A 15891-nucleotide genomic window follows, 5' to 3' on the forward strand; every position below is an offset into this window, starting at 1 on the left:
TAATGCCCCCGACCTTGCGGCAATTGGAGGCCCTGGTCCTGGTGTATCGGCTCGGCAGCATCACCAAGGCGGCCGCCGAGCTGCGCGTCACGCAGTCGGCGATCAGCCTGCTGATCCGGCAGATCGAGGAGAACTTTCAGCTCAAGCTGTTCGATCGCACGACGCGGGCGCTGCACCCGACGGCGGCCTGCCGCGAGGCGATCACGGCGGCGGAACGCATCCTGGCGGGGACGCAGGGGCTGTCGCAGCGGATGCGCGACCTTGCCGAGATCAAGGCCGGCCGAATTTCCATCGCGGTCTCAGCGGGCGTCGCGTCGGCGCTGCTTCCACGCGTGTTTGCGACGTTTCGATCGCGCCATCCCGAGGTGCGCATCGATCTGCGTGATGTCGCGCCCGACGAACTGCTCGCGATCGTGATGGCCGGGCATGCGGAGTTCGGCCTCGGCAGCGTGGAGGACGAGGGCGTACCGGAGGTCAGAATTGAGACGCTGATGCAAAGTCCGCTCTCGGCGATCGGCATCAAGGACGGCCGGTTCGAGAAGCACCGCCGTCTGACGTGGGACGGCATCATGAGCTCCGACCTGATCACGATGCGTCACGGCACGCGCATCCGCCGCCAGATCGACGAGGCGCTGGCGGAGACCGGGCGGTCGCTGAAGCCTGCCTGGGAAGTGTCGCTGATCACGACCGCGCTGGCGCTCACGGCGGAGGGCGCCGGCATCAGCATCCTGCCCGCGCACATGCTGCCCAAGGCACAATTTCCGACCTTGGCCGCGATCCCGCTGTCGCAGCCGACGATTCATCGGCACGTCTCGCTGCTGAGCCGCGCCGACTTTGGATTGTCGCCGGCCGCCCAGCGCTTCGTCGAGATCGCAAGGGCCGAGCTGTCGCGCAAGGGCGGCTGATCACGACCTCGGAACCGGGGACGCTACTTCTCCAGCCGCTTCGCCTCGTTCCACAATTCGTCCATCTCGTCGAGCGACGCTTCTTCGAGTGTGCGGCCCTTCGCCGTCAACGCCTGCTCGATGTGCGCGAAACGGCGCTCGAACTTGGCGTTGGTGCCGCGCAATGCGGTCTCCGGATCAACCTCGGCGTGGCGGGCAAGATTGACCAGCGCGAACAGGAGATCGCCGGTCTCTTCGGTCAGCTCGGTCGCATCCTTGTTGTCGAGCGCGGCCTCGATCTCGTCGGCCTCCTCGCGGATCTTCTGCAACACCGCGCGCGGATCGTTCCAATCGAAGCCGACGGTCGCGGCCTTGCGCTGCAGCTCCATGGCGCGGACCAGCGCCGGCTGTCCGGCCTTGATGCCTGATAGCAGAGAGGACTTGCTCGTCTGCGCCTCGGGCGGCCGCCGCGCGGCGCGCTCGGCCTTCTCCTCGGCCTTGATGCGGTCCCAGGTGCCTTTGGTAGGCTGGGTGACGTTGCCGTCCTTGTCCGGGAACACATGCGGATGGCGGCGGATCATCTTCTTCGTGATGCCCTCGACGACGTCGCCGAACGCAAACGCGCCTTGTTCTTCGGCGATGCGGGCATGATAGACCACCTGCAGCAGGAGATCGCCGAGCTCCTCGCGCAGATCGTCGAGATCGTCGCGCGTGATCGCGTCCGCCACCTCATAGGCTTCCTCGATGGTGTAGGGCGCGATGGTCCGGAACGTCTGCTCGATATCCCACGGGCAGCCGGTGACCGGCGTGCGCAGCGCCGCCATGATCTCGATCAGGCGTGAGATGTCGCGGGAGGGGATCATGGGCAGGTCCTGAGAGCATCGTTCGATCGGGTCCTGTATGCCCCAAGCCGCGCGCGGCTCCCAGCGAAAAGGGCGACTGCACGGGATGCGCCCGGCGGGTTGGCCCGACCCGTCGATGATGCTAAGCGGGGGCCATGAGTGAGCAGGACACGACGGCCCTGGTGCTGTTCTCGGGAGGGCAGGATTCCACGACGTGCCTGGCCTGGGCGCTCGACCGCTTCGCGCGCGTCGAGACGATCGGTTTCGCCTACGGGCAGCGCCATGCGATCGAGCTCGCCTGCCGCGACCGGCTGGTCGAGGGCATCGCGCGCCTGCGCCCCGACTGGGCAGCCAAGCTCGGTGACAGCCACACGCTGGACATTCCAACGCTGGCTGCGATCTCCGAGACCGCGCTGACGCGCGACGTCGCGATCGAGATGGGCGCCGACGGCCTGCCCAACACCTTCGTGCCGGGCCGCAACCTGGTGTTCCTGACCTTTGCGGCGGCGCTCGCCTATCGCCGCGGCATCCGCCATATCGTCGGCGGCATGTGCGAGACGGACTATTCGGGCTATCCGGACTGCCGCGACGAGACCATCAAGGCGCTGCAGAATGCGCTGAGCCTGGGCATGGCGCGCGCGTTCGAGTTGCACACGCCGCTGATGTGGCTGTCGAAGGCCGCGACCTGGCAGCTGGCGCATGACCTCGGCGGCGCCGGCCTCGTCGACCTGATCCGCGACCAGTCGCACACCTGCTATCTCGGCGAGCGCGGCGCGCGGCATGACTGGGGTCACGGCTGCGGTCACTGCCCCGCCTGCGAGCTGCGCGCCAAAGGATGGCGCGCGTACATCGCGGCGGGCGGGCCATCCTGAATCGGAAGCGGGGCCCTCGGGCCCCGCGGAGAGCTGCGCGACAGACGAGCGCTCAGGCGGCTTCGTTGTCGGACGGCTCACGCTGGCTGACGATGACGAGATCCGCATCGGCGAGGTGGTGGCCGTCATCGGCCTCATTGGCTGCCGCGGATGCCGCCTGTGCGACGAGGCGCGCGGTGATGTCGTCCTTGGCGTCCTTGCCGCTCTTCTCCCAGGCAGGCGCGTTCAGCACCACGATGTCGTCGTCGTGGGCGGCACCGTCGTGATCGGCGGGCACGATCGACGGCGACTTCACTGGGGTGTCGACGATACGCAGGGTGGGGGCCTCGGCTTCGACCGGCTCCGCTGCGGCTGCGGCCGGTTCGTCCTCGGCCATTTCTGCCTGCTCCGGCTCGGGGGGCGCGGCCTCTTCGGCGGGGGCATCGGTGTCGGCGCTCGCAGCGCAGGCCACAGCCTCGGCGGCTTCGGCGGGCTGTTCGGCGGCCGCGGCAAGGCCCTCCTTGGCCGGCGCATCATCATGCGGCGCGAGGCCGAGATGCTGCGAGATCTCCTTGATCACGCGGTCGATCGCCACCAGCACGCGATACTCCGGGATCGACGCCATGTGCTGCTCGAACCGGTTGCGCGCATATTGCAGCGAATCGATCACGTCGGTGGCGATGGAGGAGCCCGACGCCTCGGTGCCGTGCAGGGCTCCCGCAGCCTTCTCGGTCGAGCTCTCGATCAGCAGGAAGGCTTCGTACTGTGGAATCGATTTGAGCTTCTCGTGATAGTCCTGACGCACGCCGGCGAGCGTGTCGACGATGGTGGCGAACTCTGGCGCGGGCATTTCGACGTCCCCCTCAACTTCAGCAAAGAAGATGCGCGGGACGCTACGGACGCACTGATGAACGTTCAATTTCGAACGAATACCGCTGTTCGCGGCATGAATAGCCGGCCGTTAAGACCGGACCATCAAAAGCAGGATCGTCCGCACACCGGGCATTAAGCATCCGCCAGACGCGCGCGCGAAGGGCTCAGCCGACAAAATCCTCGGGCCTGAGCTCGATCGGCTTGCCATGCGGGGTGCGATCGGCAGCGTGATCCCAGGCGTCGCGGTAGCGCGCGAGCGCGCCGGCGGAGGTGACGCCCTTCTCGGCGACGAGCCGCTCGAGCGTCGCGAGCCAGTGCCGGTAATAGGTATCGCCGCAATCGGGATCGCCAGACGCTTGCGCGCGCGAAATCTCCTCGGCGAGCGCAGCCGCCCATTCGGGCCAGGTAAAGAGGCCGCGGGCGTGCAGCGTGACGGCCATCGCGAAGGCGTGGGCTTCCCACGGCTCGCGAAACACGGGCCCGCTGTCGTCGACGGGAATGCCGGGCAGGGCGCGCGTCGCCGCGGCCGCCGCCTCGCGGTCGGGTGTCATCGGGCCGGCTCCAGATAGGGCTCGAAGGCGTCGACCGTGACCTCCAGCAGCGGATCGGGCGCATCGGCCCACAGCTCGGCGCCGCTGAACGACACCGTGTAGAGCCATTGCGGGTCTTCGCCGCCGCCATGGGCGTTGCTGTCCGGAAACACGTGCACGCCTCTGACCGCCTCGACGCGGCCGAGATGGCCGCGCACGTAGCGCGGCAGCCGCGTATGCGTCGTCGGATGGATGTCCTTGGCGCGGACGCGGTCGCCGACCGCGAACAGCGCCGGCTTCGTCGCCGCGCGCTCGGTCGGGCCGCCGCGACGCAAGGTCGGCGCGACGGCATCGGCGGTGAGGATCTTGGCGACGGGCTTGACCGGATGCAGCACCTTGCCGGCGACGATCTCATCGGCGTCGACCAGATGCCGCTCCTGCATCAGCCGTTCGATGCCCGCGAGCCAGATCTGGTAGTAGCTCATGCCGAGGTAGTCGTCCGGCGGACGGTTCTCGCGCGCGAAGCGCGACATGTCGATGTTCCAGCCGCCGGGCGTCGCCATCGCCAGCGTCATGGCAAAGGCGCGACGCTCCCATTCGGCGTGGAACACCGGCTCGTTCGGCTCGGGGCGGACCGGACCAAAGCCGGCCACGCCGCCCATGTCATGCGCACCATCCATCAGCGGCCAACCTCGTGCGGTTGCTTCGGCAGGCCGGTGCCGATCATGCTGTCGCGCGTGACGAGCGCGGCGAGCTGATCCTCGCTCCAGCCATCGGTCCCGGCGGGGCGGATCGGCAGCACGAAGTAGCGGACCTCGGCGGTCGAATCCCACACCCGGATCTTCGTCGTCGGCGGCAGCTCGAAGCCGAAATCCTTCAGGACGCCGCGCGGATCCTTCACCGCCTTGGCGCGATAGGGCGCCGATTTGTACCAGACCGGCGGCAGGCCGAGCACGGGCCACGGATAGCAGGAGCACAGCGTGCACACGACCATGTTGTGCAGATCCGGCGTGTTCTCGACCGCCACGATGTGCTCGCCCTGGCGGCCGGCATAGCCGAGCTCGCCGATCGCAGGCGTGGCGTCGGCAAGAAGGCGCGCCCGATAGGCCGGATCGCTCCAGGCCCGCGCCACGACCTGCGCGCCGTTGCGGGGACCGACCTTGCTCTCATAGGTCTCGATGAGCACGTCGAGCGCGGCGGGGTCGATATACCCCTTCTCGGTCAGGATGCTTTCGAGCGCGCGGACGCGCAGATCGGTCTCGGACAGGTCCGAGTGATCGTGCTGATGGTCGTGATGGTGATCGTGATCCGTCATGACTCAACCATAGGCGTAATCGGGCACCGCTGTCGAGCCGAGGCCGCTACGAACCCACGGTGCGAGCAGTCGCGTTTCACTGCCGCCGCAGCCGTGCGGCGGTCACAATGCCGAGCGCGGCGTCATCGGTCATTGACGCGCCGATTCCGGACGCAGATGTGATCGGGGCCGCTCCATTGCCGCCACCTCGGGCGGTTCAAATCGGAGCCCAGATATGGTTCGTAGTGCTTTCGCCGTTCCGATCGGGCACGATAGCAACAGAGGTTTGAGGTTCATCAATGCCGAACGACGTTTCCCGCCGTGATCTTGCGAAGCTGGCCGGGCTGGCCGCCCTCGGGGCGGCCAATGGCCCGGCGCAAGCGGAGGAGGGCGCGGTGAAGGAGGACATCGGGCGGCGGTTTCCCGCAGATTTCGTGTGGGGGACGGCGACGTCGTCGTACCAGATCGAGGGCGGGGCTACGGCCGATGGCCGCGGGCCGTCGATCTGGGACGTGTTCACGCATTTGCAGGGCAACATCGAGGACGGCAGCACTGGCGACGTCGCCTGTGATCACTACAACCGCTACAAGGACGACGTGCGGCTGATCAAGGAGCTCGGCTGCCGGGCCTATCGGTTCTCGATCGCCTGGCCCCGGCTGTTTCCCGACGGCGGGCTGACGCCCAATCCGAAGGGCCTCGACTTCTACAACCGGCTCGTCGACGAGCTCCTGGCGAACGGCATCACGCCGTACGCAACGCTGTATCATTGGGATCTGCCGCAGGCGCTGCAGGACCGTGTCGGCGGCTGGCTCTCGGCCGACACGGCCAAGGCCTTTGCGCATTATGCGGGCTACGTCGCGCAGCATCTCGGCGACCGTGTCAAGACCATCTTCACCATCAACGAATGCGGCCGCTTCGTCCCGTTCGGCTATGGCCTCGGCGTCGACGCGCCCGGGCTGAAGCTGCCGCAGCAGCAGGTCAACCAGGCGCGCCATCACGTGGCGCTGGCGCACGGTCTCGCCGTCCAGGCCATCCGCTCCGGCGGGCGCGCCGGCATGCGCGTCGGCATGGCCGAGAACATCACGGCCTGCCTGCCGGCGATCGACACGCCGGAGAACATCCGCGCCGCCGAGATCGCGACGCGCGAATTGAATGCCGGCTTCCTCAACGTCATCCTCGAGGGGCGCTACACGGAGGGTTTCCTGGCGTGGTCCGGCAAGGATGCGCCGAAATTCACCGCCGACGAACTGAAGATCATTTCGGCGCCGGTCGATTTCGTCGGCCTCAATATCTACGCGCCGCAAGCCTATGTCGTCGCGTCGGACCGCGCGGCCGGATTCGACGTGCTGCCGATGCCGTCCTCGTTCCCGCACATGAGCTCACCCTGGCTGCTGGTCGGTCCGGAGACGGCCTATTGGGTGCCGAAGCTCGCCGCCAAGATCTGGAATCTCCAGACCATCTACATCACCGAGAACGGCACCTCCTCGGACGACAAGCTGACCGCCGATGGCAAGGTCCACGACCTCGACCGCGTGATGTATCTGCGCAACTATCTCGCCCAGCTGCAGCGCGCTACGTCCGAGGGCGTGCCCGTGAAGGGCTACTTCCTGTGGAGCCTGCTGGACAATTTCGAGTGGGTGTTCGGCTACAAGCAGCGCTTCGGCATCTATCACGTCGACTTCGACACCCAGGTGCGCACGCCCAAGCTCAGCGCGTCGTACTACCATCACGTGATCAGCCGCAACGCCGTGAGCGCGTGAAGCGCCGCGACGCCACCCGGGGTCCAGCCGGACGCAGTCCGCGCCATTCAGGCGGCCAATGTGCCGTCGGCATCCGGCGCATTGAGTGTCGGCACGCCGGCCTTCACGCCGCGATTGCAAATTCATGATGCGGAAAGCACACCTTGTGCGACTCTTTTGCGCGCATGCCGTTTTCGTGGCGAAAGCTGGCTGCAGATGACGTAAACCGGCAATCTGCCGGCCCCTCAAGCGAGTTTTCCAGCATGCAAGTTTCCGTTGTTTGTCCGCCAGCCGTCCGCGCCGGCGTTCTGTTCTGCGTCCTCGGAGTGATCGCTGGCTCCAGCGCCTGGGCTCAGGGAGCCGCGAACGATGCGGCCAAGCCCGCCACGGAGCAGTCTGCCGCGCCGACGGCCGACAAGCCCGCAGAGTCCGAGCCGAAACCCGCGGTCGCTGAAACCAGGCCCGCCGAGCAGCCCTCGGATGCCGCCGGCAAGCCTGCGGCCGAGCCTGAGAAGACGGCCGAGAAGCCCGGCGAGCCAGCCGCTGCGGACGCCAAGCCCGTTCAGGCCACAGACAGCGCGAGCCAGCCGCCGGCGGACAAGGCATCGACTGAAAAAGCCGCGACGGATGCTGCGGCCGAGAGCAAGCCGGCCGAGGCCAAATCCGAGACCAAGGTCGAACCGAACTCCGGCACCGACGTCGGCCAGAAGCCGGCCGTGACCGAGTCGAAACCGGCAGAGCCCACTCTGGCCGTTCAGCCCGCTGCCGTCGCCAAGGACGCGCCCGCATCGGAGAAGGTCGAGGAGAAGGCCGCCGAGAGCAAGCCCGCGGCGGCGCCGGCCGAGCCCAAGAAATCCGAGCCGCCGGCCGCAGCTTCTCCCGCGGCCACGCCGGAGAAGGCGGCTGCGAAGCAGAACACCGCAACCACGTCAGCCAAGCCCGAACGGCACGGCCAAGCGCATCACCATGCCGAGGACGACGCCAAGCCCGCCAAACGCGAGCACCGCGCCCGCAAGCCCAAGAGCCAAACGAACAGCGAAATGAAGCGGGAGGCGAAGAGGGGTGGTGCCAGCTGCAAGAGCTTCCGCACCTATGACGCGGAGAAGGGCACCTATCGGGGCTACGACGGGCGCGTTCACACCTGCTCGTAAGGAGCGATCGGAAAGTGGTGCATCGGCGGCGGCCAAGACCGCCACCGATCGCCGCTGCCGATCACACCATCAACGCGGCATCGGCGGCTGAATGCCCGAGGTGTTGCGGGTAAAGAGTGTCCCGAACGTCGAGCCCTGCGGCTGCGCCGGCTGCGGCCGGGCCATTCCCGTCGTGGTCCGCTGCTGCGGCGTCACGATGATCTGCTGGGGCGGGCCCGGGGGGACCGCAGTGCCGCGTGCCTGCACCGCCTGGTTCGACATCCGCGACACCAGTCGCATCAGCTGATCCTGGCCGGCCTGCAGTTGCTCGATGGCGCGGGTGTGATCGCGGCTGGCCTGATCCTGCGTTGACTTGATCTGCTCGATGCCCTGCTGCAGCTCGGCGATGTCGCGCGCCATCCTCTGCATCAACGTTCCCGGCTCACGGGCGCCGGTGGTGTCTTCCGCTCCCCTCAGCGAGGCATTCGACATCATGGCATCCTCGCTGCCCTGCTGGACCGACGCCTCATCCTGCGACGCTTCGCTGGCGCCCGGCATCCAGCGGTCCATCAGCGAGGCGCCGGCGTCGCGCTGCGACCAGGCGACGGAGCCACCGACCAGCACGACCAGCAGAGCGAGGCCAACGGCGTTGCGCCCGCGCAGCTTGCCGAGCGGCGCCTTCATCCGCGCCCAGCGGCTGGCCCCGCTGCCTGTCGCCTCGCTCGTGCTCGCCGCCGCCGCCGCATCCGCCGCCACACCCGGCTTCTCGATTGCCGCGAGCCGCGTATCGATCCGGGTCAGCACCTCGCGCAGCACCCGCCGGTACAGTTGATCGTAGCTTGCCTTCTCGGGCTTCTCCGGGGCGAGGCCGATCTCGCGCTGATCAATCTGTTGCACGTTCTGTGTGGACTGCATTGCTGATCCCCAAACCCCTTAGCCCGCCGCCGACGCCGCTGTTCTCTTTGAATTTTCAAACGTGACTCGACCCGCCGCTTTGGCCGAAAGCAAGACAGCGTCGTGACGAGGAGGGGGCCTTTTCGGACCATCTCTCCCTCGCTGCAGCGCCAGCAGATCGCTTCGAGAGGCTTGAATCCGCCCTTGGTTGCGCACCGCCGAGCCTTCGAGGTACTATCCGACCGATATTTTTGGGGGGATTGGGGCCGGTGCAAAGCTTGATTGTCATTGCGCGCGCAGTGTTGTGCGCAGCGTTCGTAGTCCTTAGCGCTCACGTGCAGGCCGCGCCAGCGGATGAGGCCACGCGCAAGGCTGAATTGATGGCGGCTTGGCAGGCGGCGAGCCAGGCGGGCACCGACGGACCAAGCGACATCGTGCTGATCGATCAGGGCACGCTGAAGCTGCCGGCCGACTACTTCTACGTGCCGAAGAGCGAAGGTCTGCGGGTCCTACGCGCGCTCGGCAACGTCGTCAACGACGCGACCTTCGTCGGGCTGGTCGTCGGCAGACGCCAGAACGACGATTGGATGGTGGTCATCAAGCACATCAAGGACGGCTACATCAAAGACGACGACGCCAAGAACTGGAACGCGGACGATCTCCTGAGCAACCTTCGCGCCGGCGCCGAGGAGGCGAACAAGGACCGTGCGGCGCGCGGATTTCCGGAAATGGCCGTCGTCGGCTGGGTCGAGCCGCCGGCCTACGATGCCACGACGCATCGTCTCGTCTGGTCGCTGCTCGCGAAGGAGAAGGGCCAGCCCGACGATGCGCCGAAGAACGTCAACTACAACACCTACGCGCTCGGGCGTGACGGCTATTTCAGCCTGAACCTCCTGTCCGGCTCGGAGCGGATCGCGGGGGACAAGGCGGTGGCGCACGAACTGCTGTCCGATCTCTCCTACAATGCCGGCAAGCGCTATGAGGATTTCAGCGCGAGCACGGATCGGATCGCCGAATATGGATTGCTTGCGCTGGTCGGCGGCGTTGCCGCGAAGAAGCTCGGGCTGCTGGCGCTGGCCGGTGCGTTCGTCCTGAAGTTCGCCAAGATCATCATCTTCGCCGTCGTCGGCGCCGCGGCTGCGGTCATGAACTTCTTGCGCCGCAAGCGGCGCGGCGACAACGCGGGCGGGCCGGCGTGAAGGCTCTCCTGCTGATCCTGTTCTCCGGCCTGAAATGGGGGAAGCTCGCCATGAGCGGCGGCACGATGCTGCTGTCGCTGGTCGTCTATGCCGGCATCTGGGGCTGGCGCTATGCGGCCGGCTTCATTGCGCTCCTGTTTGCCCATGAGATGGGACACTACATCGCCGCACGCCAGCGCGGCCTCGACGTCGGGGCTCCCGCCTTCATCCCGTTCGTTGGCGCCTGGATCGCGCTCAAGGAGCAGCCGGTCGACGTCGAGACGGAAGCCTATGTGGCACTCGCCGGTCCGCTGGTCGGGACCGCCGCCGCGCTTGCGGTCTATCTGTGGGCGCGATCGGACGACAGCAATCTGCTGCTTGCGATCGCCTATTCCGGTCTGTTCCTCAACCTGTTCAACCTGCTGCCGATCTCGCCGCTGGACGGCGGCCGCGTCACCAGCGTGCTGAGTCCGCGCATCTGGCTGCTTGGCGTTCCCATGCTGCTGACCTTGATGCTCTATCGGCCGAGCCCGATGCTGATCATCATCGCCATCCTCGCAGCCCCGCAACTGATGAAGGCCTGGCGCTACGATCCCGGCGCGCCCGAGAACGTCGCCTATTACGGTACGACGCTGCAGACCAAGCTCGAATATGCCGGGACTTATCTCGCGCTGGCGGCGCTCCTCGCCGTCATGACCTACGACGTGCACGAGATGCTTGGGCACTTGCGTCAGCTTGGCTGAGTGCTGTTGAGGTCGCCGCTTCAGTTGAGAAGCTTCATGTAGGTCAAGGCGCCGCCTCGTCGTGAGGACATGGGCCTTCCTCAGCTTGGGAATATCCGCTGCTGCAATGCAGCGGATATTTCGGCGCGGCAGCAGGAACCAAGTCGTCTTGTAAGACATTCAGTGAGCCATGAGCGGCGCGCGCTGTCACAATGCGCTGAGCGCAGAGCACGTCTCGGGATGTTCCCTTGCTCACTGGCATATCGGAGACCAAAGTTGAGCCTGCCCGTCAGAGGCATAAGGATTCGGGAGGTTTCATGATTTCGCTCAAGTCCATCTTGCTTGCGAGCTGCGCAACTGCGCTCGTCTCCTCGGCTGCCTGGGCCGCAGACCCGATCAGGATCGGCGTCATCTCCGAAGCGCAGGCCGTCGCCGGCTCGTCGATCGCACCCGCAGCGCAATTGGCCGCCGAGGAGATCAACGCCAAGGGCGGCGTCGACGGGCGCAAGATCGAGATCGTCGTCTACGACAATCATTCCTCCTCGGCGGAATCGGTGCGTGCCTTCCAGCGCGCCGTCAGCGAGGATAAGGTCAACGCGGTCATCGCGAGCTACATCTCAGAGGTCGTGCTGGCGCTGGAGCCCTGGGCAGGGCGCCTCAAGACGCTGATGATTACGCCTGGTGCCGCTTCCGACGTCATCACCCAGAACATCGCCAAGAACTACGACCAGCTCAAATACACCTTCCACGGCTATCTGACATCGACCTCGTTGGCCGGCCTCGTCTGCGACGCGGCCAAGGATCTGCTGGTCGAGCCCTATAAGATGAAGACCGCGGTGATCATGAGCGAGGATGCGGCGTGGACGACGCCGCTCGACGCCGGCTACGAGAAGTGCCTGCCGGAGATCGGGCTGAAGGTCGTCGACCATATCCGCATGTCGCCTGATACCACGGACTTCACGCCGATCTTCAACAAGATCGAAGCCCTGAAGCCGGACGTCATGATCACCGGCATCTCACATGTCGGCACCCAGCCAACGGTGCAGTGGAAGAGCCAGCAGGTGCCGATTCCGATGTTCGGCATCTCCTCGCAGGCGACCAACTCGACCTTCTGGAAGGACACCAACGGCGCCGTCGAGGGCGTCATGTACAATGCCGTGTCGGGACCGGGCGTCGCGGTGACGCCGAAGACGCTGCCGTTCGTGGAGGCCTATCAGAAGAAGTTCGGAAACTTCCCGTCCTATGCCGGCTACACCTCCTATGACGACGTCTACATGATCGCGGATGCGATCCATCGGGCCGGCGGCACCGATCCCGACAAGATGGTCGAGGCGATGGAAGCGACCGACTATGTCGGCACGATCGGCCGCGTCGCCTTCAAGCCGAAGGGCGACCCGAACCCGCACGCACTGCGGACCGGAAAGGGCTACATCACCGGGCTGATGCTGCAATGGCAGAATGGCAAGCAGGTCAACGTCTGGCCCAAGGAGCTCGCCGCCGGCACCGCCACCTGGCCGTCCTTCATCAAGCTCAAGGCGGCCAGCAACTGACGCATCGCGGGGCCGCTCCTTCAAGGGGCGGCCCATTTTCTTGGTGCCTCAGTCTGACGTTGCAGGTCGATTTTCAATGCTTTTCTGGCAGATCTTGATTGATGGCTTCGCCATCAGCGCGCTGTATGCACTCGGCGCGACCGGCTTCACGCTCATCTTCGGCGTCTCGGGCGTGCTCAACCTTTCCCATGGCGCCATCATGGTCGGCGCTGCGGTGGCGGCCTGGGCCGCCGCAGGCGAGCTCGGAGTCGGGCCGTATACGGGAGCCCTGATCGGCATCCTCGCGGGCTTCATCCTGGCCTTCGCCACCTACTTCATCGCCGTGAGGCCGATCCAGCGCTCCAAGGCGATTGCGGAGTCGGAGAAGGAGATCTTCATCCTGACCGCGACGCTGCTGTGGGGCATCATCATCCAGGAGGCGATCGCATATTTCTTCACCAACAATGCCAAGACCGTGCTGCCGATCGTCGAGGGTGTCACGACGGTGTTCGGCGTGCGGACGCCGCGCAACGAATACTTCACCGCCGTGATCTGCTGGGTCGCCATCGGGCTGTTGTGGTTCCTGGTCAACCGCACCAGGCGCGGCAAGGCCGTGATGGCGGCCTCGATGAATCCGCGCGGCGTCACCTTGCTGGGCATCGAACTATCGTCGATCTACCTCACCGTCTGGGCCATCTACGGCCTGCTGGCGGGAGTGGCCGGCATCCTGCTTGGCATGTTCCTGGGCGTCAGCTCCTACAGCGTCGGACCGCTGACGGCGAGCGCGTTCTCGATCGTCGTGCTCGGCGGCCTCGGCAGCGTGTCGGGCTCGCTGATCGCGGCCTATGTCGTCGGCTATCTCGAGACCGGAACGGCCTATCTGATCTCGCCGGCCTACCGGACGATCCCGGCGCTGCTGCTGCTCGTCGTCGTCATGTATCTGCGCCCGCAAGGGCTGTTCGGACGGAGGTGAGCATGCCTGCATTCGTTACGTCGCGGCTGTTCTGGATCGCGCTCCTGACCGTGATCGTCGCTCTGGTCCTGCCGACCTACGTCTCAGGCTACGTTCTCGGGCTGCTGACGGTCGCGTACTACACGGCCGTGTTCGCGATGTCCTGGGACCTCCTGTTCGGCTTCGCCGGCGAGGTCAATTTCGGACCCACCTTCCTGATCGGCGTCGGCGCCTATACGGCCGGCATTCTCGATGCGAACTTCTCGCCGGGCCTGTCGATCTGGCTATGCATCGCCGCCGGCGCCCTGGCGGCGGTCGTCGGCGGGGTCGTGCTGGCGCTGCCGGCGCTGCGCGTCAGCGGGCCATATTTCGGCCTGACGACGCTGGTCGCCGTGCTGATGCTGCAGAACTTCATCGTCGTCGCCGCAGGGCTGACCGGCGGCGAGATCGGTCTCGCCGTGCCGGACGTCATCTCGATCGATGCCAAGACCAACTACTGGATCGCGCTCGGCTTCATGCTGGTGAGCGGTGCGATCCTGTTCGGCTTGTCGCGGAGCGCCATCGGCCTGATCCTGCAGGCGAGCGGGCAGGACAAAATCCAGGCCGGCGCGCTCGGATTCAACGTCACCAAGCACAAGCTCGCGGCCTTCGTCGTCAGCGCGTTCTTCTCCGGGCTCGCCGGCGCGCTGATGGTGTTCTACATGGGCACGGCCTCGGTCTCGACCTTCGTCGATGTCGGTGTCGGCGTGCAGATCATCATCGCCGCCGTGCTCGGCGGCCGCCGCACCGTGATCGGGGCCGCGATCGGCGCGATCTTCCTGATCGGCATGGGCGAGCTGCTGCGGCCACTCGGCGAGCTCGCGACCCTGATCGTCTCGGTGATCGCGCTCGTGGTCATCCTGTTCTTCCCCGACGGCTTCCTCGGCATGATCAGGGGAGGGGCCAAGGCATGACGCAAGGCATGAGCAGCGCTCCGATGCTGGAGGTCAGCGGCCTCACCAAGCGCTTCGGCGGCCTCGTGGCCGTCAAGAACCTCAGCTTCTCGATCCATCCCGGCGAGATCCTCGGCCTGATCGGGCCGAACGGCTCGGGCAAGTCAACGGCGATGAAGAGCGTGATGGGCGTCGAGCGGCCGACCGCAGGTTCGGTCAAGCTCGATGGCGTCGAGCTGGCCGGCCTGCCATCGCACCGCATCGCGCGCATGGGCGTCGGGCTGGTGTTTCAGCATTCGCGGCCGCTGGCGCGCCAGACCGTGCTGGAGAACATCAAGGTCGCGCTGCTGCCGGACAAGCTGACGCGGCTGTTCGCCGACAAGGACGTCGACAGCAGGGCGCGCGCCATTGCCGAGCGCGTCGGCCTCGGCAACGTCATCGACCGCCGGCCGCCGACGCTCGCCTTCGCCGATCTGCGCCGGCTCGAGCTCGCCAAGGCCGTGGCGCGCAGCCCGAAGCTGGTGCTGGTCGACGAGCCCTTCGCCGGCCTCACGGCCTCCGAAGTCGCCGACTTCTCCGACCTCATCCGCGAATTCCGCGACGACGGCCGCGCCGTGCTGCTGGTCGATCACAACGTCAAGAGCGTGTCGGCGCTGGTCGACCGCGTGCTCGCGATGTATCTCGGCGAGAAGATCGCCGAGGGCAGGGCGACCGAGGTGATGCAGGACGAGACCGTGCGCCGCGTCTATCTCGGCGGCGCGCTGGTCTCGACCGCGCGGCCCGAAGCGAGCTTCAAGGACGTCACGCCGGCACTGCAGGTCGACAATGTCGGCGTGCTCTACGGCAAGGCGCAAGCGCTACAGGACGTCTCGCTGCACGTCCACGAGGGCGAGTTCGTCTCGGTCGTCGGCCTCAACGGCGCCGGCAAGACGACGCTGTTCAACGCGATCTCGGGACTGGTGCCGTATTCGGGCGAGGTGAAGTGGGCAGGGCGCAGCCTTGCCGGCGGGACGGCGGCGCAGATCGCGCGATCCGGCATCGTGCAGTGTCCGGAAACGCGCGAATTGTTCGGCGACATGAGCGTGCGCGAAAATCTCGAGCTCGGCGGCAATGCGCTGCCCGACACCGAGCGTGCCGAGCGGCTCGAATGGCTGTTCGGGCTGTTTCCGATCCTCAAGTCGAGGCAGCCGCAGCTGGCGCGCACGCTGTCCGGCGGCGAGCAGCAGATGCTGGCGATCGCGCGCGCGCTGATGATGAAGCCGAAGCTCCTGATCCTCGACGAGCCGACGCTCGGACTTGCGCCGGTCATCCTGGAAACCTTGTCGAAGGCGCTCGATCGACTGCGCGAGACCACCAAGATCACGGTGCTGCTCGGCGAACAGAACGTCACCTTCGCGCTCCCGCACGCCGACCGCGTCTACGTGCTGGATCATGCCAAGATCGTCTGGGAAGGCCCGCCGGAACGCTTCGAGGCGGAGGCTGCGGCGAACTATCTCTGAGGGACAGGAGCAGGGGTGCCCAGCTCCCTGCCCGGATCTCAT

General features: G+C 66.5%; 17 protein-coding genes. 10 read left to right on the forward strand and 7 right to left on the reverse strand.

Annotated elements, in window-relative coordinates; genetic code table 11:
* Positions 1–2 precede the first annotated feature (2 nt).
* Positions 3–905, forward strand: coding sequence for a LysR family transcriptional regulator (locus tag QX039_RS11430; protein WP_315738006.1), 903 nt, complete (start codon positions 3–5; stop codon positions 903–905).
* Positions 906–928: 23 nt separating this feature from the next.
* On the opposite strand, the gene mazG is transcribed toward QX039_RS11430, so the two are convergent.
* The gene (gene mazG, locus QX039_RS11435; RefSeq protein ID WP_315770722.1) at positions 929–1747 is read right to left on the reverse strand and encodes a nucleoside triphosphate pyrophosphohydrolase; all 819 of its coding nucleotides are present in this window, start codon (positions 1745–1747) and stop codon (positions 929–931) included.
* 134 nt (positions 1748–1881) lie between these two features.
* On the opposite strand from mazG, the gene queC reads away from it, so the two are divergent.
* Complete coding sequence (gene queC, locus QX039_RS11440; RefSeq protein ID WP_315770720.1) at positions 1882–2598, forward strand: 7-cyano-7-deazaguanine synthase QueC; 717 nt, start codon at positions 1882–1884, stop codon at positions 2596–2598.
* A gap of 52 nt (positions 2599–2650) precedes the next feature.
* Here the strand turns inward: queC and QX039_RS11445 are convergent, their stop codons facing one another.
* The 4 genes from QX039_RS11445 to nthA all read right to left on the reverse strand — a co-directional run bounded on the left by QX039_RS11445 (position 2651) and on the right by nthA (position 5295).
* A complete protein-coding gene (locus QX039_RS11445; RefSeq protein ID WP_315770718.1) occupies positions 2651–3427 on the reverse strand; it encodes a hypothetical protein in 777 nt (258 codons plus the stop codon).
* Between the two features lie 187 nt (positions 3428–3614).
* Positions 3615–4001 carry a nitrile hydratase accessory protein gene (locus QX039_RS11450; protein ID WP_315770716.1) on the reverse strand — a complete coding sequence of 129 codons (387 nt, stop codon included), beginning with the start codon at positions 3999–4001 and terminating at the stop codon, positions 3615–3617.
* Positions 3998–4660, reverse strand: a complete 663-nt coding sequence (nthB, locus tag QX039_RS11455) for a nitrile hydratase subunit beta (RefSeq protein ID WP_315770713.1) — start codon at positions 4658–4660, stop codon at positions 3998–4000. The genes QX039_RS11450 and nthB overlap by 4 nt, the downstream gene beginning before the upstream one ends.
* Complete coding sequence (gene nthA, locus QX039_RS11460; RefSeq protein WP_315738000.1) at positions 4660–5295, reverse strand: nitrile hydratase subunit alpha; 636 nt, start codon at positions 5293–5295, stop codon at positions 4660–4662. The genes nthB and nthA overlap by 1 nt, the downstream gene beginning before the upstream one ends.
* A 278-nt stretch (positions 5296–5573) precedes the next feature.
* On the opposite strand from nthA, the gene QX039_RS11465 reads away from it, so the two are divergent.
* The gene (locus tag QX039_RS11465) at positions 5574–7034 is read left to right on the forward strand and encodes a GH1 family beta-glucosidase (RefSeq protein ID WP_315770711.1); all 1461 of its coding nucleotides are present in this window, start codon (positions 5574–5576) and stop codon (positions 7032–7034) included.
* A gap of 103 nt (positions 7035–7137) precedes the next feature.
* Here the strand turns inward: QX039_RS11465 and QX039_RS11470 are convergent, their stop codons facing one another.
* Complete coding sequence (locus QX039_RS11470) at positions 7138–7278, reverse strand: hypothetical protein (protein ID WP_315737998.1); 141 nt, start codon at positions 7276–7278, stop codon at positions 7138–7140.
* Between QX039_RS11470 and QX039_RS11475 the strand changes: the two genes are divergently transcribed.
* Positions 7277–8164, forward strand: a complete 888-nt coding sequence (locus QX039_RS11475) for a hypothetical protein (protein WP_315737997.1) — start codon at positions 7277–7279, stop codon at positions 8162–8164. The genes QX039_RS11470 and QX039_RS11475 overlap by 2 nt on opposite strands.
* Positions 8165–8233: 69 nt before the next feature.
* Here the strand turns inward: QX039_RS11475 and QX039_RS11480 are convergent, their stop codons facing one another.
* Entirely contained in the window at positions 8234–9058 is an 825-nt protein-coding gene (locus QX039_RS11480) for a hypothetical protein (protein ID WP_315737996.1), read from the reverse strand.
* 359 nt (positions 9059–9417) lie between these two features.
* On the opposite strand from QX039_RS11480, the gene QX039_RS11485 reads away from it, so the two are divergent.
* The 6 genes from QX039_RS11485 (at position 9418) to QX039_RS11510 (ending at position 15849) form a co-directional block, all read left to right on the forward strand.
* A complete protein-coding gene (locus tag QX039_RS11485; protein ID WP_315770709.1) occupies positions 9418–10236 on the forward strand; it encodes a DUF2167 domain-containing protein in 819 nt (272 codons plus the stop codon).
* Positions 10233–10958 (forward strand): site-2 protease family protein, encoded by a 726-nt coding sequence (locus tag QX039_RS11490; protein WP_315770706.1) that lies wholly within the window; start codon positions 10233–10235, stop codon positions 10956–10958. The genes QX039_RS11485 and QX039_RS11490 overlap by 4 nt, the downstream gene beginning before the upstream one ends.
* 296 nt (positions 10959–11254) lie before the next feature.
* Positions 11255–12487, forward strand: a complete 1233-nt coding sequence (locus QX039_RS11495; protein ID WP_315737993.1) for an ABC transporter substrate-binding protein — start codon at positions 11255–11257, stop codon at positions 12485–12487.
* Between the two features lie 76 nt (positions 12488–12563).
* Positions 12564–13439: a branched-chain amino acid ABC transporter permease gene (locus tag QX039_RS11500; RefSeq protein WP_315770704.1), complete on the forward strand. Its 876-nt coding sequence runs from the start codon at positions 12564–12566 to the stop codon at positions 13437–13439.
* Between the two features lie 2 nt (positions 13440–13441).
* Positions 13442–14371, forward strand: coding sequence for a branched-chain amino acid ABC transporter permease (locus tag QX039_RS11505; protein ID WP_315737991.1), 930 nt, complete (start codon positions 13442–13444; stop codon positions 14369–14371).
* Positions 14372–14379: 8 nt separating this feature from the next.
* The gene (locus QX039_RS11510; protein WP_315770702.1) at positions 14380–15849 is read left to right on the forward strand and encodes an ATP-binding cassette domain-containing protein; all 1470 of its coding nucleotides are present in this window, start codon (positions 14380–14382) and stop codon (positions 15847–15849) included.
* Positions 15850–15891: the final 42 nt, after the last annotated feature.

Origin of the sequence: Bradyrhizobium sp. SZCCHNR1043, from assembly GCF_032489675.1 — a bacterium.
In the GTDB taxonomy this organism is placed as follows: domain Bacteria; phylum Pseudomonadota; class Alphaproteobacteria; order Rhizobiales; family Xanthobacteraceae; genus Bradyrhizobium.

Coding starts and splice junctions, on each gene's coding strand:
- QX039_RS11430 (WP_315738006.1), top strand. CDS start 3: ATGCCCCCGACCTTGCGGCAATTGGAGGCCCTGGTCCTGGTGTATCGG.
- mazG (WP_315770722.1), bottom strand. CDS start 1,747: ATGATCCCCTCCCGCGACATCTCACGCCTGATCGAGATCATGGCGGCG.
- QX039_RS11445 (WP_315770718.1), bottom strand. CDS start 3,427: ATGCCCGCGCCAGAGTTCGCCACCATCGTCGACACGCTCGCCGGCGTG.
- QX039_RS11510 (WP_315770702.1), top strand. CDS start 14,380: ATGAGCAGCGCTCCGATGCTGGAGGTCAGCGGCCTCACCAAGCGCTTC.
- nthA (WP_315738000.1), bottom strand. CDS start 5,295: ATGACGGATCACGATCACCATCACGACCATCAGCACGATCACTCGGAC.
- QX039_RS11475 (WP_315737997.1), top strand. CDS start 7,277: ATGCAAGTTTCCGTTGTTTGTCCGCCAGCCGTCCGCGCCGGCGTTCTG.
- QX039_RS11480 (WP_315737996.1), bottom strand. CDS start 9,058: ATGCAGTCCACACAGAACGTGCAACAGATTGATCAGCGCGAGATCGGC.
- QX039_RS11465 (WP_315770711.1), top strand. CDS start 5,574: ATGCCGAACGACGTTTCCCGCCGTGATCTTGCGAAGCTGGCCGGGCTG.
- QX039_RS11495 (WP_315737993.1), top strand. CDS start 11,255: ATGATTTCGCTCAAGTCCATCTTGCTTGCGAGCTGCGCAACTGCGCTC.
- QX039_RS11505 (WP_315737991.1), top strand. CDS start 13,442: ATGCCTGCATTCGTTACGTCGCGGCTGTTCTGGATCGCGCTCCTGACC.
- QX039_RS11500 (WP_315770704.1), top strand. CDS start 12,564: ATGCTTTTCTGGCAGATCTTGATTGATGGCTTCGCCATCAGCGCGCTG.
- queC (WP_315770720.1), top strand. CDS start 1,882: ATGAGTGAGCAGGACACGACGGCCCTGGTGCTGTTCTCGGGAGGGCAG.
- QX039_RS11470 (WP_315737998.1), bottom strand. CDS start 7,278: ATGCTGGAAAACTCGCTTGAGGGGCCGGCAGATTGCCGGTTTACGTCA.
- nthB (WP_315770713.1), bottom strand. CDS start 4,660: ATGGATGGTGCGCATGACATGGGCGGCGTGGCCGGCTTTGGTCCGGTC.
- QX039_RS11450 (WP_315770716.1), bottom strand. CDS start 4,001: ATGACACCCGACCGCGAGGCGGCGGCCGCGGCGACGCGCGCCCTGCCC.
- QX039_RS11485 (WP_315770709.1), top strand. CDS start 9,418: ATGGCGGCTTGGCAGGCGGCGAGCCAGGCGGGCACCGACGGACCAAGC.